General features: G+C 74.5%; 15 protein-coding genes. 14 read left to right on the forward strand and 1 reads right to left on the reverse strand.

The window, feature by feature from the left end; all coding sequences use genetic code 11:
- Positions 1–14 precede the first annotated feature (14 nt).
- From pheS to tyrS, 14 genes are all read left to right on the forward strand, one after another.
- The gene (pheS, locus tag G9H71_RS09715) at positions 15–1,124 is read left to right on the forward strand and encodes a phenylalanine--tRNA ligase subunit alpha (protein WP_166281149.1); all 1,110 of its coding nucleotides are present in this window, start codon (positions 15–17) and stop codon (positions 1,122–1,124) included.
- A gap of 1 nt (position 1,125) precedes the next feature.
- A complete protein-coding gene (gene pheT / locus G9H71_RS09720) occupies positions 1,126–3,612 on the forward strand; it encodes a phenylalanine--tRNA ligase subunit beta (protein WP_166281151.1) in 2,487 nt (828 codons plus the stop codon).
- Positions 3,609–4,421, forward strand: a complete 813-nt coding sequence (locus G9H71_RS09725) for an SDR family NAD(P)-dependent oxidoreductase (protein ID WP_166281153.1) — start codon at positions 3,609–3,611, stop codon at positions 4,419–4,421. Before pheT ends, G9H71_RS09725 begins: the two co-directional genes overlap by 4 nt.
- On the forward strand, positions 4,418–5,008 hold the full coding sequence (locus G9H71_RS09730; RefSeq protein ID WP_166281155.1) for a DUF998 domain-containing protein: 591 nt from the start codon (positions 4,418–4,420) through the stop codon (positions 5,006–5,008). Before G9H71_RS09725 ends, G9H71_RS09730 begins: the two co-directional genes overlap by 4 nt.
- Positions 5,009–5,173: 165 nt before the next feature.
- Positions 5,174–6,217, forward strand: coding sequence for an N-acetyl-gamma-glutamyl-phosphate reductase (gene argC / locus G9H71_RS09735; RefSeq protein ID WP_166281157.1), 1,044 nt, complete (start codon positions 5,174–5,176; stop codon positions 6,215–6,217).
- Positions 6,214–7,365: a bifunctional glutamate N-acetyltransferase/amino-acid acetyltransferase ArgJ gene (gene argJ / locus G9H71_RS09740; RefSeq protein WP_166281159.1), complete on the forward strand. Its 1,152-nt coding sequence runs from the start codon at positions 6,214–6,216 to the stop codon at positions 7,363–7,365. The genes argC and argJ overlap by 4 nt, the downstream gene beginning before the upstream one ends.
- The gene (gene argB / locus G9H71_RS09745; RefSeq protein WP_166281161.1) at positions 7,362–8,249 is read left to right on the forward strand and encodes an acetylglutamate kinase; all 888 of its coding nucleotides are present in this window, start codon (positions 7,362–7,364) and stop codon (positions 8,247–8,249) included. The genes argJ and argB overlap by 4 nt, the downstream gene beginning before the upstream one ends.
- Positions 8,246–9,478, forward strand: coding sequence for an acetylornithine transaminase (locus G9H71_RS09750; RefSeq protein ID WP_166281163.1), 1,233 nt, complete (start codon positions 8,246–8,248; stop codon positions 9,476–9,478). The genes argB and G9H71_RS09750 overlap by 4 nt, the downstream gene beginning before the upstream one ends.
- Entirely contained in the window at positions 9,471–10,409 is a 939-nt protein-coding gene (gene argF / locus G9H71_RS09755) for an ornithine carbamoyltransferase (RefSeq protein WP_166281165.1), read from the forward strand. Before G9H71_RS09750 ends, argF begins: the two co-directional genes overlap by 8 nt.
- Entirely contained in the window at positions 10,406–10,933 is a 528-nt protein-coding gene (locus G9H71_RS09760) for an arginine repressor (RefSeq protein WP_331272878.1), read from the forward strand. Before argF ends, G9H71_RS09760 begins: the two co-directional genes overlap by 4 nt.
- Positions 10,934–10,996: 63 nt before the next feature.
- Positions 10,997–12,214, forward strand: coding sequence for an argininosuccinate synthase (locus tag G9H71_RS09765; RefSeq protein WP_166281167.1), 1,218 nt, complete (start codon positions 10,997–10,999; stop codon positions 12,212–12,214).
- Positions 12,211–13,623, forward strand: coding sequence for an argininosuccinate lyase (gene argH / locus G9H71_RS09770; protein WP_166281169.1), 1,413 nt, complete (start codon positions 12,211–12,213; stop codon positions 13,621–13,623). Before G9H71_RS09765 ends, argH begins: the two co-directional genes overlap by 4 nt.
- Positions 13,605–14,270, forward strand: a complete 666-nt coding sequence (locus G9H71_RS09775; RefSeq protein ID WP_166281171.1) for a DNA-3-methyladenine glycosylase — start codon at positions 13,605–13,607, stop codon at positions 14,268–14,270. Before argH ends, G9H71_RS09775 begins: the two co-directional genes overlap by 19 nt.
- Positions 14,267–15,523, forward strand: coding sequence for a tyrosine--tRNA ligase (gene tyrS, locus G9H71_RS09780; protein WP_166281173.1), 1,257 nt, complete (start codon positions 14,267–14,269; stop codon positions 15,521–15,523). The genes G9H71_RS09775 and tyrS overlap by 4 nt, the downstream gene beginning before the upstream one ends.
- A gap of 187 nt (positions 15,524–15,710) precedes the next feature.
- Here the strand turns inward: tyrS and G9H71_RS09785 are convergent, their stop codons facing one another.
- Positions 15,711–15,887, reverse strand: a complete 177-nt coding sequence (locus G9H71_RS09785; protein WP_166281175.1) for a hypothetical protein — start codon at positions 15,885–15,887, stop codon at positions 15,711–15,713.
- Between the last annotated feature and the right edge of the window lie 498 nt (positions 15,888–16,385).

A 16,385-nucleotide genomic window follows, 5' to 3' on the forward strand; every position in this document is an offset into this window, starting at 1 on the left:
CTAGACTTCCGGGCGTGTCCGCCCCCAACCGTTCCTTCGACCCGGTGGAAGTGAGCTCCTTGCACGCTGACGAGGTCGCGCGCATGCGCGACGAGGCGTTGGCCGCCTTCACCTCCGCCGGAGACCTCGACGCTCTGCACGCCGCCAAGGTCGCCCATCTCGGCGACCGGTCGCCGCTCCGGCTCGCCCGGGCCGAGGTCGGCGCGCTGCCGCCGCAGGCCCGCGCTGATGCCGGCAAGCGCGTCGGCGGCGCCCTGCGCGCGGTCGAGGAGGCCCACGCCTCCCGCCGGCAGGTGCTGGAGGCCGAGCGCGACGCCCGCGTCCTGGTCGAGGAGGCCGTGGACGTCACCCTGCCGTGGGACCGGCGGCCCGTCGGCGCGCGCCACCCGCTCACCACGTTGCCCGAGCGCATCGTCGACGTCTTCGTGGCCATGGGCTGGGACGTCGCGGAGGGGCCCGAGGCGGAGGCGGAGTGGTTCAACTTCGACGCGCTCAACTTCAAGCCCGACCACCCGGCGCGCGCGATGCAGGACACGTTCTTCGTGGGTGCCCCGGACAGCGGCGTCGTCCTGCGCACGCACACGTCGCCGGTGCAGGCCCGCACGATGCTCGAGCGCAAGCCGCCGATCTACGTGGTCTGCCCCGGGCGCACGTTCCGCACGGACGAGCTGGACGCGACGCACACCCCCGTCTTCAACCAGGTCGAGGGGCTCGCCGTCGACAAGGGCCTGACGATGGGGCACCTGCGCGGCACCCTCGACGCATTCGCTGAAGCCATGTTCGGCAAAGGCGTGATCACACGTCTGCGGCCGCACTTCTTCCCGTTCACCGAGCCGTCGGCCGAGGTCGACCTGCGCTGCTGGGTCTGCCACGGCGCGTCCGTGGGCGACCCCGCCAACCCGTGCCGGACCTGCAAGTCCGAGGGCTGGGTGGAGTGGGGCGGCTGCGGCATGGTCAACCCGCGCGTGCTCGTCGCCTGCGGCATCGACCCCGACGCCTACACCGGCTTCGCCTTCGGGATGGGCATCGAGCGCACGCTGATGTCGAGGCACAACGGCCAGGACATGCGCGACATGGTGGAGGGCGACGTGCGCTTCACCCTTCCTTTCGGACTGGAGGTCTGACGTGCGGGTGCCGCTGTCGTGGCTGCGGGAGCACGTCGACGTCCCCGCCGAGCACACCGCGCGCGACGTGGCCGAGCGCCTCGTCCGCGCCGGCCTCGAGGTCGAGGGCATCGAGCCGGTCGGCGACGTCTCCGGCCCGGTCGTCGTCGGCCAGGTCGTCTCCTTCGTCGACGAGCCGCAGAAGAAGAAGACCATCCGCTGGTGCCAGGTCCGCGTGGCCGAGGGCGAGGAGCCGCGCGGCATCGTCTGCGGCGCGCTGAACTTCGCACCCGGCGACAAGGTCGTGGTCTCGCTACCGGGCGCCGTGCTGCACGGCGGCTTCGAGATCGCGGCGCGCAAGACCTACGGGCACGTCAGCGACGGCATGATCTGCTCCTCGACCGAGCTGGGCATCGGTGAGGACGGGTCGGGAGGCATCGTCGTGCTCCCGCCCGACGCGCCGGTCGGCGCGGACGCCGCGGACTACCTGCAGCTGCGCGACGAGGTCCTCGACATCACGCCCACCCCGGACCGCGGCTACGCCCTCTCGGTGCGCGGCATCGCGCGCGAGCTCGCCGCGGCGTACTCCGTGCCCTTGCGCGACCCCGCCGACATCGAGCCGGCGACGAGCGACGACCCCGTGTGGCCCGTGCGCATCGAGGACTCCACCGGCTGCGACCGCTTCGTCGCGCGCGGCATCGTCGGCCTCGACCCCGCCCGCCCGACCCCCGCGTGGATGAGCCGTCGGCTGGCGCTGGCGGGCATGCGCTCGGTGAGCCTCGCGGTGGACGTCACGAACTACGTGATGCTCGAGCTGGGCCAGCCGCTGCACGCCTACGACATGCGCAAGCTGCAGGGCGCGATCGTCGTACGCCGCGCGCTGCCCGACGAGCGCATCGAGACCCTCGACGGCACCAAGCGCGAGCTCGACCAGGACGACCTCGTCATCTCCGACGAGAGCGGCGCCATCGGCGTCGCGGGCGTCATGGGCGGCGCGTCGACCGAGATCTCGGGCGCGACCACCGACATCGTGCTCGAGGCCGCCCACTTCGAGGCGGCCGTCGTGTCGCGGGGGAGCCGCCGGCACGGCCTGCTCAGCGAGGCCTCGCGCCGCTTCGAGCGGGGCGTCGACCCGGCGCTGCCGCCGGTCGCGGCCCAGCGCGCGGTCGACCTGCTCGTGCAGCTGGGCGGCGCGACCGTCGAGGACGGCGTGACCGACGCCGGCTCGCCCGTCCTGCCCGCCACCCTGCGGGTGCCGGTCGACCTGCCGGCCCGCGTCGTCGGCGTGGACTACACCCGCGACGAGGTCGTGCGCGCGCTCGAGGGCGTCGGGTGCCGGGTCGAGCCCGACCCCGCCGCCCCGGACCAGCTGCTCGTCACTCCGCCGTCCTGGCGCGGCGACCTCGCCGCACCGTTCGACCTCGTCGAGGAGGTCGCCCGCCTCGACGGCTACGACCGCATCCCCTCGGTGCTGCCGCTCCCGCCGGCGAGCGCGGGCCTCACCGAGCACCAGCGCGCCCGGCGCCGGGTGGGCCGTGCCCTCGCCGCCGCCGGCTTCGTCGAGGCCCCGAGCTACCCGTTCCTCGGCGACGCCGACCTCGACGCGCTGGGGCTGTCCGCCGACGACCCGCGCCGGCGCACGCTGCGGCTGGCGAACCCGCTCTCCGCGGAGCAGCCGGCGCTGCGTACGACGCTCCTGCCGGGGCTGCTCGCCGCGCTGCGGCGCAACGTCGCCCGCGGCGCCGTCGACGTGGCGCTCTTCGAGACCGGGCTGGTGTTCCGGGTCGACGACGGCCCGCTGCCGCAGGCCCCGCGGCTGGGCGTGGACCGCCGCCCGACCGAGGAGGAGCTCGCGGCGCTCGAGGCCGCGCTGCCCCGCCAGCCGCGCCGCGTCGGCGCCGTGCTCGCCGGCCACCTGCGGAGGCCGGGCTGGTGGGGGCCGGGCGAGCCCGCGCTCTGGGCCGACGCGATCGACGCCGCGCGCACCGTCACCGGCGCGGTGGGCGTCGCGCTGGACGTGCGCGCCGACGACCACGCGCCCTGGCACCCGGGCCGCTGCGCCGCGCTGCTCGTCGGGGGCACGGTCGTGGGCCACGCCGGGGAGCTGCACCCACGCGTCGTCGAGGCGCTCGGCCTGCCCGAGCGCACCTGCGCCATGGAGCTCGACCTCGACCTCGTGATGGCCGACCTGCCCGGCCCCGTCCCCGCTCCGCGGCTCTCGACCTACCCGGTCGCGACCCAGGACGTCGCGCTCGTCGTCGACACCGGCGTCCCGGCGGCCGACGTCGAGGCCGCGCTGCGGGCCGGCGCCGGGGGCTTGCTGGAGCAGGTGCGCCTCTTCGACGTCTACAAGGGCGCCGGGATCCCCGAGGGCAAGCGGTCATTGGCCTACCGGCTCTGGGTACGCGCCGAGGACCGCACCCTCACCGCCGAGGAGGCATCCGCCGCCCGCGACGCCGCCGTGGCGGAGGCGGGCCGCCGGACGGGCGCGGTGCTGCGCGGGGCATGACCGCGCCGTCCAGGGTCGCCGTGGTCTCGGGGGCGACGGGCGGGATCGGCCGCGCCGTCGCCCTCGGCCTCGCCCGGGCCGGGCTGGCCGTCGGGCTGCTGGGCCGCGACCCGCAGCGGCTCGAAGCGGTTCGGTCCCAGGTCGCGGCTGAGGGCGCGACGGTCGTAGCCGTGTCGGGCGACCTGACCCGTCGCGAGGACGTCGAGCGGGCGGTGGCCGAGTGCGCGGTGCTCGGCACGCCGGACCTGGTCGTCGCGGCCGCGGGGCGGATCGAGCAGGAGGCCCAGCCGCTCTGGGAGTCCGACCCGGACGAGTGGTGGGGCGTCGTCGAGGCGAACCTGCGCGTGCCCTATCTCCTCGCCCGCGCCTTCGTGCCGGGCATGCTCGCGGCCGGCGGCGGGCGCTTCGTCGACCTCAGCTCGGGGCTCGCCGTCTCCGACCAGCCCGGCTACAGCGCCTACGCCGCCTCCAAGGCCGCGCTCTTCCGGCTGACCGGCGCGCTGCACGCTGCGGGCCACAGCCGGGGGCTGCGCGCCTTCGAGCTCGCGCCGGGCGTGGTCGCGACCGCGATGACCGCGGGCATGGCGGTCCACCGCTCGCGACCGGCCGACCGGTGGACGGCGGGTGAGGAGGTCGCCCGCTGGGCGGTGGCGCTCGCGCGCGGGGACCTCGACGGCCTGTCCGGCCGGTTCCTCCGCGTCGACACCGACACGGTCGAGGGGCTGGCCGCGCGGGTGGCCGACGGCCTGCCCGCGGACGCCCGCACGCTCCGGCTGCGTGGCTGGGGCGCGGACGACTCGCTCGCGTGAGCGCTGTCCGCGTCTCCGCGCGCGCCTCGGCGGCCCTGGCGCCGGTGCTGCTCGTCGGCGGATGGACGCTCGCCGCTGCTCGTCAACCGAGCGGCTTCGACCCCGTTCGCGGCTCGATCAGCGCCCTCGCGGGCTCCGCGGCGACCGACCGCTGGGTCATGACGGCGGCGCTGGCCGGGCTCGGCGTCTGCCACCTGGTGACCGCGCGCGGCCTGCGCGCGGCTCCGGCCGGCGCCCGCGGCGTGCTCGCCGTCGGCGGGGCGGCCACCCTCGCGGTCGCGGCCCTCCCGCTCCCGGTCGAGGGCGGCTCGCCCGCGCACGCCGTCGCCGCCGGGGTCGCCTTCGCAGCGCTCTCGGTGTGGCCCGTGTGCGGTCGCCCCGCGGACCAGCGCGCGCTGCCGCTGCTGCGGGCCGTTCCCGCCGTCGGCGCCGCCGCGCTGTTGACCGGCCTCGTGGCCTGGTTCGCCGTCGAGGTGGCCGCCGGAGGCGCCCGCCTCGGCCTCGCAGAGCGGCTGGCCGCCGGGGCGCAGGCGGTCTGGCCGCTCCTCGTGGTGCTGACCGCGCGCGGCGGCCCCCGCCGCGGGTAGCGGGCCGACGGCCGGCCCGGCGACGACGGCGGCGCCGTTGCTGCTCTCGTCCATGGCCGTCGGCTTCTCTCCGCCCGGACGGCGACGGCCGGGCGCTGCGCCGCGTCTGGGCGTCCGACTGTGGCCTGCTCTGCATGACCATGCGATATGCCGTATGATCGCTGCATGGGCCTCACCGTCGCCGTCACCGGCGCCAGCGGGTACGCGGGAGGCGAGCTGCTGCGGCTGCTCGCCGCCCACCCCGAGCTCGATGTCACAACCGTCACCGCGGCCAGCTCCGCGGGCACGCCGCTGGCCGCCACCCACCCGCACCTCGCGGCCGCTCCCGGCCTCAGCGACCTGGTGCTGCGAGGGACCGACCCCGCCGAGCTCGCCGGCCACGACGTCGTCTTCCTGGCGATGCCGCACGGCCAGTCCGCCGCGGTGGCGCGCCAGCTGGAGGGCTCGTCGGCGCTCGTCGTGGACCTCGGCGCCGACCACCGGCTCTCGGACGCGGGCAAGTGGGAGTCCTACTACGGCGGCGACCACGCCGGGACCTGGCCGTACGGCCTTCCCGAGCTGGCGGGGCAGCGGGACGCGCTGCGCAGCGCACGCCGCATCGCCGCCCCGGGCTGCTACCCGACCTCCGTCGCCCTGGGGCTGGCGCCGCTCCTCGCCGCGGGGCTGGTCGAGCCCACGGACGTGGTCGTCGTCGCCGCCAGCGGCACCTCGGGCGCGGGGCGCTCGGCGAAGGTCGGGCTGCTCGGCTCGGAGGTGATGGGCGCGGTCACGGCCTACAAGGCCGGGGGTGCCCACCAGCACACCCCGGAGATGGAGCAGACGCTCGGCGCCGTGGCCGGAGCCCCGGTCACGCTGTCGTTCACCCCGCTGCTCGCGCCGATGCCGCGCGGGATCCTCGCCACGAGCACCGCCGTGCTGAAGCCGGGCGTCACGACGGCGCAGCTGCGCGCGGCGATGCAGGCCGCGTACGCCGACGAGCTGTTCGTCACGCTGCTCCCCGAGGGCGCCTGGCCGACGACGGCGGCGACGGCGGGCTCGAACTCCGCCCACCTGCAGGTGGCGGCCGACACGCACGCCGGCCGTGCGGTCGTGACCGTCGCGATCGACAACCTCGGCAAGGGCGCCGCGGGCCAGGCGCTGCAGTGCGCCAACATCGCGCTCGGGCTGCCCGAGGCGACCGGCCTCCCCGTGGTGGGGGTGGCACCGTGAGCGTGACCGCCGCTTCGGGGTTCCGCGCTTCCGGTGTCGTCGCCGGCCTCAAGGCCAGCGGCAACGCGGACGTCGCGCTCGTCGTCAACGACGGCCCGTCCCACGCGGCCGCGGCCGTCTTCACCGCCAACCGCTGCAAGGCGCACCCGGTCACGTGGAGCCAGCAGGTGGTCGCCGACGGGCGGGTCGACGCCGTGCTGCTCAACTCCGGCGGCGCCAACTGCTACACGGGCAGCCAGGGCTTCTTGACGGTGCACCGCTCGGCCGAGCACGCCGCGCAGCTGACCGGCACGAGCGCGGGCGACGTCGTCGTGTGCTCGACCGGTCTCATCGGCGAGCAGCTCGACACGGACCGCCTGCTGGCGGGCGTCACCGCCGCAGCACAGGCGCTCGCTGCCGACGGCGGCCCGGCCGCGGCGCGCGCCATCATGACGACCGACACCCGCCCGAAGGAGGCCGTCGCCGGGGGCGACGGCTGGGTCGTCGGCGGCATGGCGAAGGGCGCGGGCATGCTCGCCCCGGCGCTGGCCACGATGCTCGTGGTGCTGACGACGGACGCCGACGTCGACGCGGAGACGTGCGATCGGGCGCTCCGTGCCGCCACTCGCACCACCTTCGACCGCCTGGACTCCGACGGCTGCATGTCCACCAACGACACCGTCCTGCTGATGGCGAGCGGTGCTTCGGGGATCTCGCCTTCCTACGACGACTTCGCCGAGGCCGTGCGCGCGCTCTGCGCGGACCTCGCGCAGCAGCTGCTGTCCGACGCAGAGGGCGCCAAGCACGACATCGCCGTCGAGGTCGTCGGGGCGGCCAGCGAGCAGGACGGCGTCGACGTCGGGCGCGCCATCGCCCGCAGCAACCTGCTCAAGTGCGCGATCTACGGCGAGGACCCCAACTGGGGGCGGGTGCTCGCGGCGGTCGGCACGACGCAGGCGCAGTTCGACCCGCAGCAGGTCGACGTCTCCTTCCAGGGGGTCAAGGTGTGCGTCGCCGGTGAGCCCGGCGAGCCGCGCGACCTCGTGCGCTTCGACGGGCGCGACGTGTCCATCCGGGTCGACCTGCACGCAGGCCCGGAGTCGGTGACCATCTGGACCAACGACCTGACGGTCGACTACGTCCACGAGAACTCGGCGTACTCCACATGAGCGGCACCGCGCGCGACCGGCAGTTGGCGCTGTCGAAGGCCGCGACGCTCGTCGAGGCGCTGCCCTGGCTCAAGCGCTTCGCCGGCCGCACCGTCGTCATCAAGTACGGCGGCAACGCGATGATCGACGAGGGCCTCAAGGCGTCCTTCGCAGCCGACGTGGTCTTCCTCAAGCACGCCGGCCTGCGCCCCGTCGTCGTCCACGGCGGCGGCCCGCAGGTCACGGCCGCCCTGGACCGGCTCGGCATCGACACGGTGTTCACCGGCGGGCTGCGCGTGACGACGCCCGAGGCCATGGACGTCGTGCGCATGGTGCTGGTCGGGCAGGTGCAGCGCGAGGTCGTCGGGCTCGTGAACGCGCACGGCTCGTTCGCCGTGGGCCTGTCGGGGGAGGACGGCCGGCTCTTCACCGCCGAGCGCACCATGGCCGTCGTGGACGGCAAGCCGGTCGACGTCGGCCTGGTCGGCGACATCGTGCGGGTCGAGCCCGAGGTCGTCGAGGGGCTGCTCGCCGACGGCCGCATCCCGGTCGTGACCAGCATCGCCCGCGGGGACGGCGGCGAGGTCTACAACGTCAACGCCGACATCGCGGCCGCCGCGCTCGCCGTGGCGCTGCAGGCCGAGAAGCTCGTCGTGCTCACCGACGTCGAGGGCCTCTACGCCGACTGGCCCAGCACCGAAGAGGTGCTGAGCTCGGTGGACGCCGACTCGCTCGAGGCGATGCTGCCGACGCTGTCATCGGGCATGGTCCCCAAGATGCAGGCCTGCCTGCGCGCCGTCCGGGGCGGCGTGCCCAAGGCGCACGTGCTCGACGGGCGCGTGCCCCATTCGGTGTTGCTCGAGGTGTTCACCGACGAAGGCGTCGGGACGGAGGTCACAGCATGAGTTCCAGCGAGAGCCCCACCACGACCCGGAGCGTTGTCGACAGATGGTCGTCGGCGGTCATGCCGACCTACGCCACCCCCGGCATCACCTTGGTGCGGGGATCGGGTGCCGTCGTCGAGGACGACGCCGGCCGTAGCTACGTCGACCTGATCGCCGGCATCGCGACCAACGTCCTCGGCCACGCTCACCCGGCCGTCGTGCGGGCCGTGACGGACCAGGTCGGCCGGCTCGGGCACACCTCGAACCTCTACGCCAACCTCCCGTCGGTGACGCTGGCCGAGCGTCTGCTCGGGCTGCTGGGCCGCGAGGGCAAGGTCTTCTTCTGCAACTCCGGCGCGGAGGCCAACGAGGCGGCGCTCAAGCTGACCCGGCGCACCGGGCGCACCAAGGTCGTCGCGGCCTACGGCTCGTTCCACGGCCGCACGATGGGGGCCCTGGCGCTCACCGGCCAGCCGCTCAAGCAGGAGCCGTTCGCACCGCTGGTCCCTGGGGTCGTGCACGTGGAGTACGGCGACGTCGCGGCGCTGCGCCGCGCCGTGGACGACTCCACCGCGGCCGTCTTCCTCGAGCCGGTGCAGGGCGAGGGCGGTGTGCTCCCCGCGCCCGCCGGCTACCTCGCGGCGGCCCGCGAGGCGACGACGGCGGCCGGTGCGCTGCTGGTGCTGGACGAGGTGCAGACCGGGATCGGCCGCACCGGAGCCTGGTTCGCGCATCAGTCTTCAGGTGTCCGCCCCGACGTGGTCACGCTCGCGAAGGGCCTCGGGGGCGGGCTGCCGCTGGGCGCGTGCATCGGCCTGGGCGAGGCGGCGGCGCTGCTGCGCCCCGGCGACCACGCCAGCACCTTCGGCGGCAACCCGGTGACGTGCGCGGCCGGTCTGGCGGTGCTCGACACCCTCGCAGCCGACGACCTCTGCTCGCGGGCCAAGTCCCTCGGCCACCATCTCGCCGCCGGCATCGAGGCGCTCGCCCACCCGCTCGTGGCGGGCGTACGCGGCGAAGGCCTCCTGCTCGGCGTGACGCTGCGCGCCCGGGTCGCGCCGGTGGTGGTCGACGCGCTGCGCGAGTCCGGCTTCCTCGTCAACGCGGTCGCGCACGACGTGATCCGGCTGGCCCCGCCGCTGGTCCTCACGGACGAGCAGGCCGACTCCTTCCTGGCCGCGCTGCCGGCCGCTCTCGACGCAGCTCTCGCTGCCGCCCGTGACGCAGCCGAGGAGGCCGTCGATGCCTGACCAGAAGACCGTCCGGCACTTCCTGCGCGACGACGACCTCTCCCCGGCCGAGCAGGCCGAGGTGCTCGACCTGGCCGAGGCGCTGAAGAAGGACCGCTTCGCGGCGCGCCCGCTGGCCGGGCCGCGCAGCGTCGCGGTGATCTTCGACAAGCCCTCGACCCGCACGCGGGTGTCGTTCTCGGTCGGCGTGGCCGAGCTCGGCGGCTACCCCCTCGTGATCGACGCGGCCGGCAGTCAGCTCGGCCGTGGTGAGCCGGTCGCCGACACCGCGCGGGTGCTCGACCGGCAGGTCGCCGCCATCGTGTGGCGGACGTTCGCCCAGGCCGACCTCGAGGCGATGGCCGCGGCCAGCCGCGTGCCTGTCGTCAACGCGCTCACCGACGAGTTCCACCCGTGCCAGCTGCTCGCGGACCTGCTGACCGTGCGCGAGCGCCACGGCCGGCTTGCCGGGGTCACGCTCGCCTACCTCGGCGACGGGGCCAACAACATGGCCCACAGCTACCTGCTGGCGGGCGCGACCGCCGGGATGCACGTGCGTATCGCTTCGCCCGAGGGCTTCGACCCGGACCACGACGTGCTCGTCCGTGCCCACGAGATCGCCGCGCGGACCGGCGGCTCGATCGCCCACGTCCGCGACGCGCAGCACGCCGCCGAGGGCGCCGACGTCCTCACCACCGACACCTGGGTGTCGATGGGGCAGGAGGGCGAGGCCGGCGCGCGCACCGGCGTGTTCGAGCCGTACGCCGTCACCGAGGCGCTGCTGCGGATCTCCGCGGCGGGGAGCATCGTGCTGCACTGCCTGCCGGCCTACCGCGGCAAGGAGATCGAGGCCGCGGTGCTCGACGGCCCCCGCAGCGCGGTGTGGGACGAGGCCGAGAACCGGCTGCACGCGCAGAAGGCCTTGCTGGCCTGGCTGCTGGAGCGCGCGTGAGCCTCCCGCAGACGAAGGCCGCGCGGCACCGGCGCATCGTGGACCTGCTCGGCCGCAACGACGTCCGGTCGCAGCCCGAGCTGGCGAAGCTGCTGGCCGGCGACGGGCTCGTCGTGACGCAGGCGACCCTGTCTCGCGACCTCGACGAGCTCGGGGCCGTGAAGGTCCGGTCCGGCAACGGCGAGCTCGTCTACGCGGTGCCGGGCGAGGGCGGCGACCGCACCCCGCGCGCGGCCGCCGACCGGGCCGCGCTCGACGCGCGCCTGCTCCGGACGCTCAACGACCTGCTCGTCTCGGCGGACGCGTCGGGCAGCCTCGCCGTGCTGCGCACGCCACCGGGCGGGGCCAACCTGCTGGCCTCGGCGCTGGACTCGGCGCAGCTGCCGGACGTGCTCGGCACCGTCGCCGGCGACGACACGGTGCTCGTCGTCTCCCGGCAGGCGGACGGCGGCGCCGCCGTCGCCGACCGGCTGCTCACGCTCGCCGGCGAGGCCCGCCCGGACCCGGCTCGCCACCTGGCCTGACGCCGAGTCGGCGCCGGTACGCAAGACTTCCCCCAACTCGCATCGCAGAAGGAGAAACCGCACATGGCCGAGCGCGTCGTCCTCGCCTACTCCGGAGGGCTCGACACCTCCGTCTGCATCGGCTGGATCGCCGAGCAGACCGGCGCCGAGGTCATCGCTGTCGCCGTCGACGTCGGCCAGGGCGGCGAGGACCTCGACGTCATCCGCCAGCGCGCGCTCGACTGCGGCGCGGTCGAGGCCGAGGTCGCCGACGCCCGCGACGAGTTCGCCGCCGACTTCTGCATGCCGGCGCTGCAGGCCAACGCCCTCTACATGGACCGCTACCCGCTGGTCTCGGCGCTGTCCCGGCCGGTGATCGTCAAGCACCTCATCGCCGCCGCGCGCAAGCACGGCGCCACGACGGTCGGCCACGGCTGCACCGGCAAGGGCAACGACCAGGTGCGCTTCGAGGTCGGCTCGGCCGCGCTCGCGCCCGAGATCAAGGTCGTCGCCCCGGTCCGCGACATGGCCATGACCCGTGACAAGGCCATCGCCTTCGCGGAGGAGAAGGGCCTGCCGATCGACGTCAACAAGAAGTCGCCCTACTCCATCGACCAGAACGTCTGGGGCCGCGCCGTCGAGACCGGCTACCTCGAGGACATCTGGAACGCGCCGGGCGAGGACGTCTACGACTACACGCAGGACCCGACGGTCCAGCGCGACCCCGACGACGTCCTCATCACCTTCGAGGCCGGCATCCCCGTCGCCATCGACGGCGTCGCGGTCACGCCGCTGCAGGCGATCGAGCAGCTGAACAAGCGCGCCGGCGCGCAGGGCGTCGGCCGGCTGGACATGGTCGAGGACCGGCTCGTGGGCATCAAGAGCCGTGAGGTCTACGAGGCGCCGGGCGCGATCGCGCTCATCACCGCGCACCAGGAGCTGGAGAACGTCACGGTCGAGCGCGACCTCGCGCGCTTCAAGCGCCAGGTCGACCAGCGCTGGGGCGAGCTGGCCTACGACGGCCTGTGGTTCTCCCCGCTCAAGCGCGCGCTCGACGCGTTCGTGCTGGACGCCAACTCTGTGGTGAGCGGCGAGATCCGGCTCCGCCTGCACGGCGGGCGTGCCGTCGTCACGGGCCGGCGCAGCGAGGCCTCGCTCTACAGCTTCGACCTCGCGACGTACGACGAGGGCGACACGTTCGACCAGTCGCTCGCCAAGGGCTTCGTCGAGCTGTGGGGCATGCCCACGCGCCTGGCGGCGGCCCGCGACGAGCGGCTCAAGGGCTCGAAGGGCGCGAAGTGACCGACGCTCCGCGGCGCCTCTGGGGCGGACGGTTCGCCAGCGGGCCGGCCGACGCCCTGGCGCAGCTGTCGGTCAGCGTCCAGTTCGACTGGCGGCTGGCGCCGTACGACCTGCTCGGCTCCAAGGCGCACGCCCGCGTGCTGCACCGCGCCGGCCTGCTCGACGACGACGAGCTGACGCGCATGCTCGACGCGCTCGACGGGCTCGCGGCGGACGTCTCGTCGGGGGCGTTCCGCCCGACCGCCGACGACGAGGACGTGCACACCGCCCTCGAGCGCGGGCTGCTGGAGCGGCTCGGCGCCCTCGGCGGCAAGCTGCGCGCCGGCCGGAGCCGCAACGACCAGGTGGCGACGGACCTGCGGCTCTACCTGCGCGATGCCGTCCGCCAGCTGGTGGCTCGCATCGCCGAGCTGGAGACGGCGCTGGTGTCGTTGGCCGAGCGCAATGCCGACGTCCCCGCGCCCGGCATGACGCACCTGCAGCACGCCCAGCCGGTGCTCTTCGCCCACCAGCTGCTCGCGCACGTCCACCCGCTGACCCGCGACGTGGACCGGCTGCGCGACTGGGACGCCCGGACGGCGTGGTCGCCGCTCGGCGCCGGCGCGCTCGCCGGCTCCTCGCTGCCGCTCGACCCTGAGGCGACGGCGCGCGAGCTCGGCTTCCGCGGTGCGATCCCGAACAGCATCGACGCGGTCAGCGACCGGGACTTCGTCGCCGAGTTCCTCTTCGTGGCCGCGCTGCTCGGGGTGCACCTCTCCCGGCTCGGCGAGGAGGTCTGCCTCTGGGCCACGTCGGAGTTCAGCTGGGTGCGGCTCGACGACGCCTTCTCGACCGGCTCGTCGATCATGCCGCAGAAGAAGAACCCGGACATCGCCGAGCTGGCGCGCGGCAAGGCCGGCCGGCTGATCGGCCATGTGACCGGCGTGCTGGCCATGCTCAAGGGCCTCCCGCTGGCGTACGACCGGGACATGCAGGAGGACAAGGAGCCCGTCTTCGACGCCGTCGAGCAGCTGCTGCTCGTGCTGCCCGCGCTCGCCGGGATGGTGTCGACGCTCCAGGTCAACTCGGAGCGGCTCGAGGCGACGACTCCGACCGGGCACGCGCTCGCCACGGACGTCGCCGAGTGGCTCGTCCGACGCGGCGTGCCGTTCCGGGACGCGCACGAGATCTCGGGAAGCCTGGTGCAGCTGTGCGACACGCGCGGCATCGAGCTCTGGCAGCTGGAGGACGCGGACTTCACGGCCGTGGACGCCCGGCTGGACCCGTCGGTCCGGTCCGTCCTGTCGGTGCGCGGTGCCCTCGAGGCCCGGTCGGCGGTGGGCGGAACCGCTCCGTCGCGGGTCGCCGAGCAGTTGGCCGCTCTGGCCGAGACGGCGACCGAGCACGCGGCGTGGGCGACGCGGGACTGACCGCCTTCCCGCGGGAGACGTTGCGAGGGCCGGCGCCGGACGTGGCGCCGGCCCTCCTCGGTGCGCACGTGGTGAGCGACAGCCCCGCCGGCCGGGTCGTCGTCCGGCTCACCGAGGTCGAGGCGTACGCGGGGGAGGCCGACCCGGGGTCGCACGCCTTCCGCGGAAGGACGCGCCGCAACGTGGTGATGTTCGGTGATGCCGGCTTCCTGTACGTCTACTTCACCTACGGCATGCACTGGTGCGCGAACGTCGTCTGCGGCGTCGATGGCGCTGCGGCCGCCGTGCTCCTGCGGGCCGGCGAGGTCGTCGCGGGGGCAGCATTGGCCCGTACGCGGCGGCCCGCCGCCCGCTCCGACGTCGAGCTCGCGCGCGGCCCGGCCCGGCTGTGCTCGGCGCTGGGCGTGGGCCGGGAGTCCTACGGCCTGGACCTGCTCGACCCGGCGTCCCCGGTCCGGCTGCTGGCGCCTGCGCTGCCCGTCCCGCCTGACGACGTGGCCGTCGGGCCGCGGGTCGGGGTGACCGCTGGTGCCGAGACCCCGTGGCGCTTCTGGATCGCCAGCGACCCCACGGTCAGCGCCTACCGGGCGCACGTGCCGCGTCGCCGCACGAGCGGCGGCCGGCGTACGGGAGAATCGAGCGCATGAGCGCCATCCTCGAGGACCTGCGAGCGCGCGGCCTGCTCGCGCAGACCACCGACATCGACGCCCTGTCGGAGGCGCTCGCCGCCGGGCCGGTCACGTTCTACACCGGCTTCGACCCCACCGCGGCCAGCCTGCACGTCGGGCACCTGATGCAGGTGCTGACCATGCGGCGCTTCCAGGACGCCGGGCACAAGCCGCTCGCGCTGGTCGGTGGGGCGACCGGCCTCATCGGGGACCCGAAGCCCACCGCGGAGCGCATGCTGAACGACCCGTCGGTCGTGGCCGGCTGGGTGGGGCACATCCGCGGTCAGATCGAGCGCTTCCTCGACTTCGAGGGGCCGCACGCCGCGACGATGGTCAACAACCTGGACTGGACCTCGCAGCTGTCGGCCATCGACCTGCTGCGCGACCTCGGCAAGCACTTCAGCGTCAACCGGATGCTCGACAAGGAGGCCGTCAGCGCCCGCCTCGCGACCGGTATCTCCTACACCGAGTTCAGCTACCAGATCCTGCAGGCCAACGACTACCTCGAGCTCTACCGCCGGCACGGCTGCACGCTGCAGCTCGGCGGCAGCGACCAGTGGGGCAACATCACCGCGGGGGCCGACTTGATCCGGCGCGTCGCCGGGGGGCACGCCCACGCGCTGACGACCAACCTGCTGCTGAAGTCCGACGGGACGAAGTTCGGCAAGACCGAGGGCGGCGCCGTCTGGCTCGACCCCGCGCTCACCAGCCCGTACGCGTTCTACCAGTTCTGGCTGAACTCCGACGACCGCGACGTCCCCACGCTGTTGCGCTACCTCTCGTTTCGCCCGCTGGACGAGATCGAGGCGCTCGAGTCGGACTCGCGCGAGCGGCCGGCCGCCCGGATCGGGCAGCGGGCGCTCGCCGAAGAGCTCACGACGCTCGTGCACGGGGCCGGCGAGTGCGCCGCCGTCGTGGCCGCGAGCAAGGCGCTGTTCGGGCAGGGGGAGCTCGCCGGCCTGGACGAGGGGACGCTCCGCTCCGCGCTCGCCGAGCTGCCGCGGGCAAAGGCGTCGCGGCCGCTGCCGGCCGTCGTCGACCTGCTCGCCGACTCCGGGCTCTGCAAGAGCCGGTCCGAGGCGCGCCGGGCGGTCCAGGAGGGTGGGGCCTACGTCAACAACGCCCGGGTGACGGACGTGGAGGCCACGCTGGGTGAGGACGACCTGCTGCACGGGCGCTGGGCGGTGCTGCGCCGGGGCAAGCGCTCGCTGGCGGCGGTCGAGGTCGGCTGAGAACGTCCTTCGCCGCGTGCCGGGCGTGCCCGGGCCTGCGGTCGATCGCGGGACCGGGCACTGGTGCATCCGGGCATGTCTGCGTTCGGCAGGACGGGTGAGCTCTTGACGGGCGGCTCCTGACGCGAGGGCTCCTGCGCGAGGTCCCGTGCGCGGACGGGTGCATGCATGGGTGGGCGCATGTCTTCTACCGCACGTCGCAGCTCTGCGGCCCGACGACGTGGGCGCGACCGGCGCCTCGCGCCGAGGTCGTCACGGCGGCGCGCCAGGGGTCGGTAGGACCGGGTGCGGTGGCGACGGGCACGGCGGCGACGGGCACGGTGGCGACGGGCACGGCGGCGACGGGCACGGCGGCGACGGGCACCGCAGCGACGGGGCGGCGGGAATGATCTGGGCGGCTGCTACCGTTGCAGTCATCCCGAGGGGAGACGGACACGAGGTGGCCGGCCCCGGGAAGCGGATGGTCGAGGGTTGCACCCTCGCAGTCCATGCGCTAACGTAGATCCTCGCTCCGCCGGGCAACTGGACACGAAGTGGCCGTGCCGGCCGGGGCTGACGGGACCATAGCGATCGACGACGTCGGTGCGAAGCGTCCGTCACAATCCGAGGGATGACGAGTCAGCGCCGGGAACGGCGTAGACGAGGCATGCGTTCGGACTATATGTCCGAGTGTTTCCCTCAGGATTCGACGCCGGCAGGCGAAGAATCCACTGCGGAAGGGCTGCTACAGTTTCTTCTGCAAGGACCGGAACGGCCGCGGAAGTGGCCGGGTCGGGCCGGGCGGGAGGGTCTGATAAAGTCTCTTCCGTAGGGCAAGGAATGACGATGGTGAAAGGCCGGTTGGCCTGGAGCCGGGGCCGAG

The organism is Motilibacter deserti (genome assembly GCF_011250635.1).
Taxonomy (GTDB): Bacteria; Actinomycetota; Actinomycetes; order Motilibacterales; family Motilibacteraceae; genus Motilibacter_A; species Motilibacter_A deserti.

Bases quoted from the DNA above. Each gene is read 5' to 3' on its own strand.
- argF (WP_166281165.1), top strand. From the start codon at position 9,471: ATGCCTGACCAGAAGACCGTCCGGCACTTCCTGCGCGACGACGACCTC.
- G9H71_RS09750 (WP_166281163.1), top strand. From the start codon at position 8,246: ATGAGTTCCAGCGAGAGCCCCACCACGACCCGGAGCGTTGTCGACAGA.
- G9H71_RS09725 (WP_166281153.1), top strand. From the start codon at position 3,609: ATGACCGCGCCGTCCAGGGTCGCCGTGGTCTCGGGGGCGACGGGCGGG.
- argB (WP_166281161.1), top strand. From the start codon at position 7,362: ATGAGCGGCACCGCGCGCGACCGGCAGTTGGCGCTGTCGAAGGCCGCG.
- G9H71_RS09765 (WP_166281167.1), top strand. From the start codon at position 10,997: ATGGCCGAGCGCGTCGTCCTCGCCTACTCCGGAGGGCTCGACACCTCC.
- argC (WP_166281157.1), top strand. From the start codon at position 5,174: ATGGGCCTCACCGTCGCCGTCACCGGCGCCAGCGGGTACGCGGGAGGC.
- tyrS (WP_166281173.1), top strand. From the start codon at position 14,267: ATGAGCGCCATCCTCGAGGACCTGCGAGCGCGCGGCCTGCTCGCGCAG.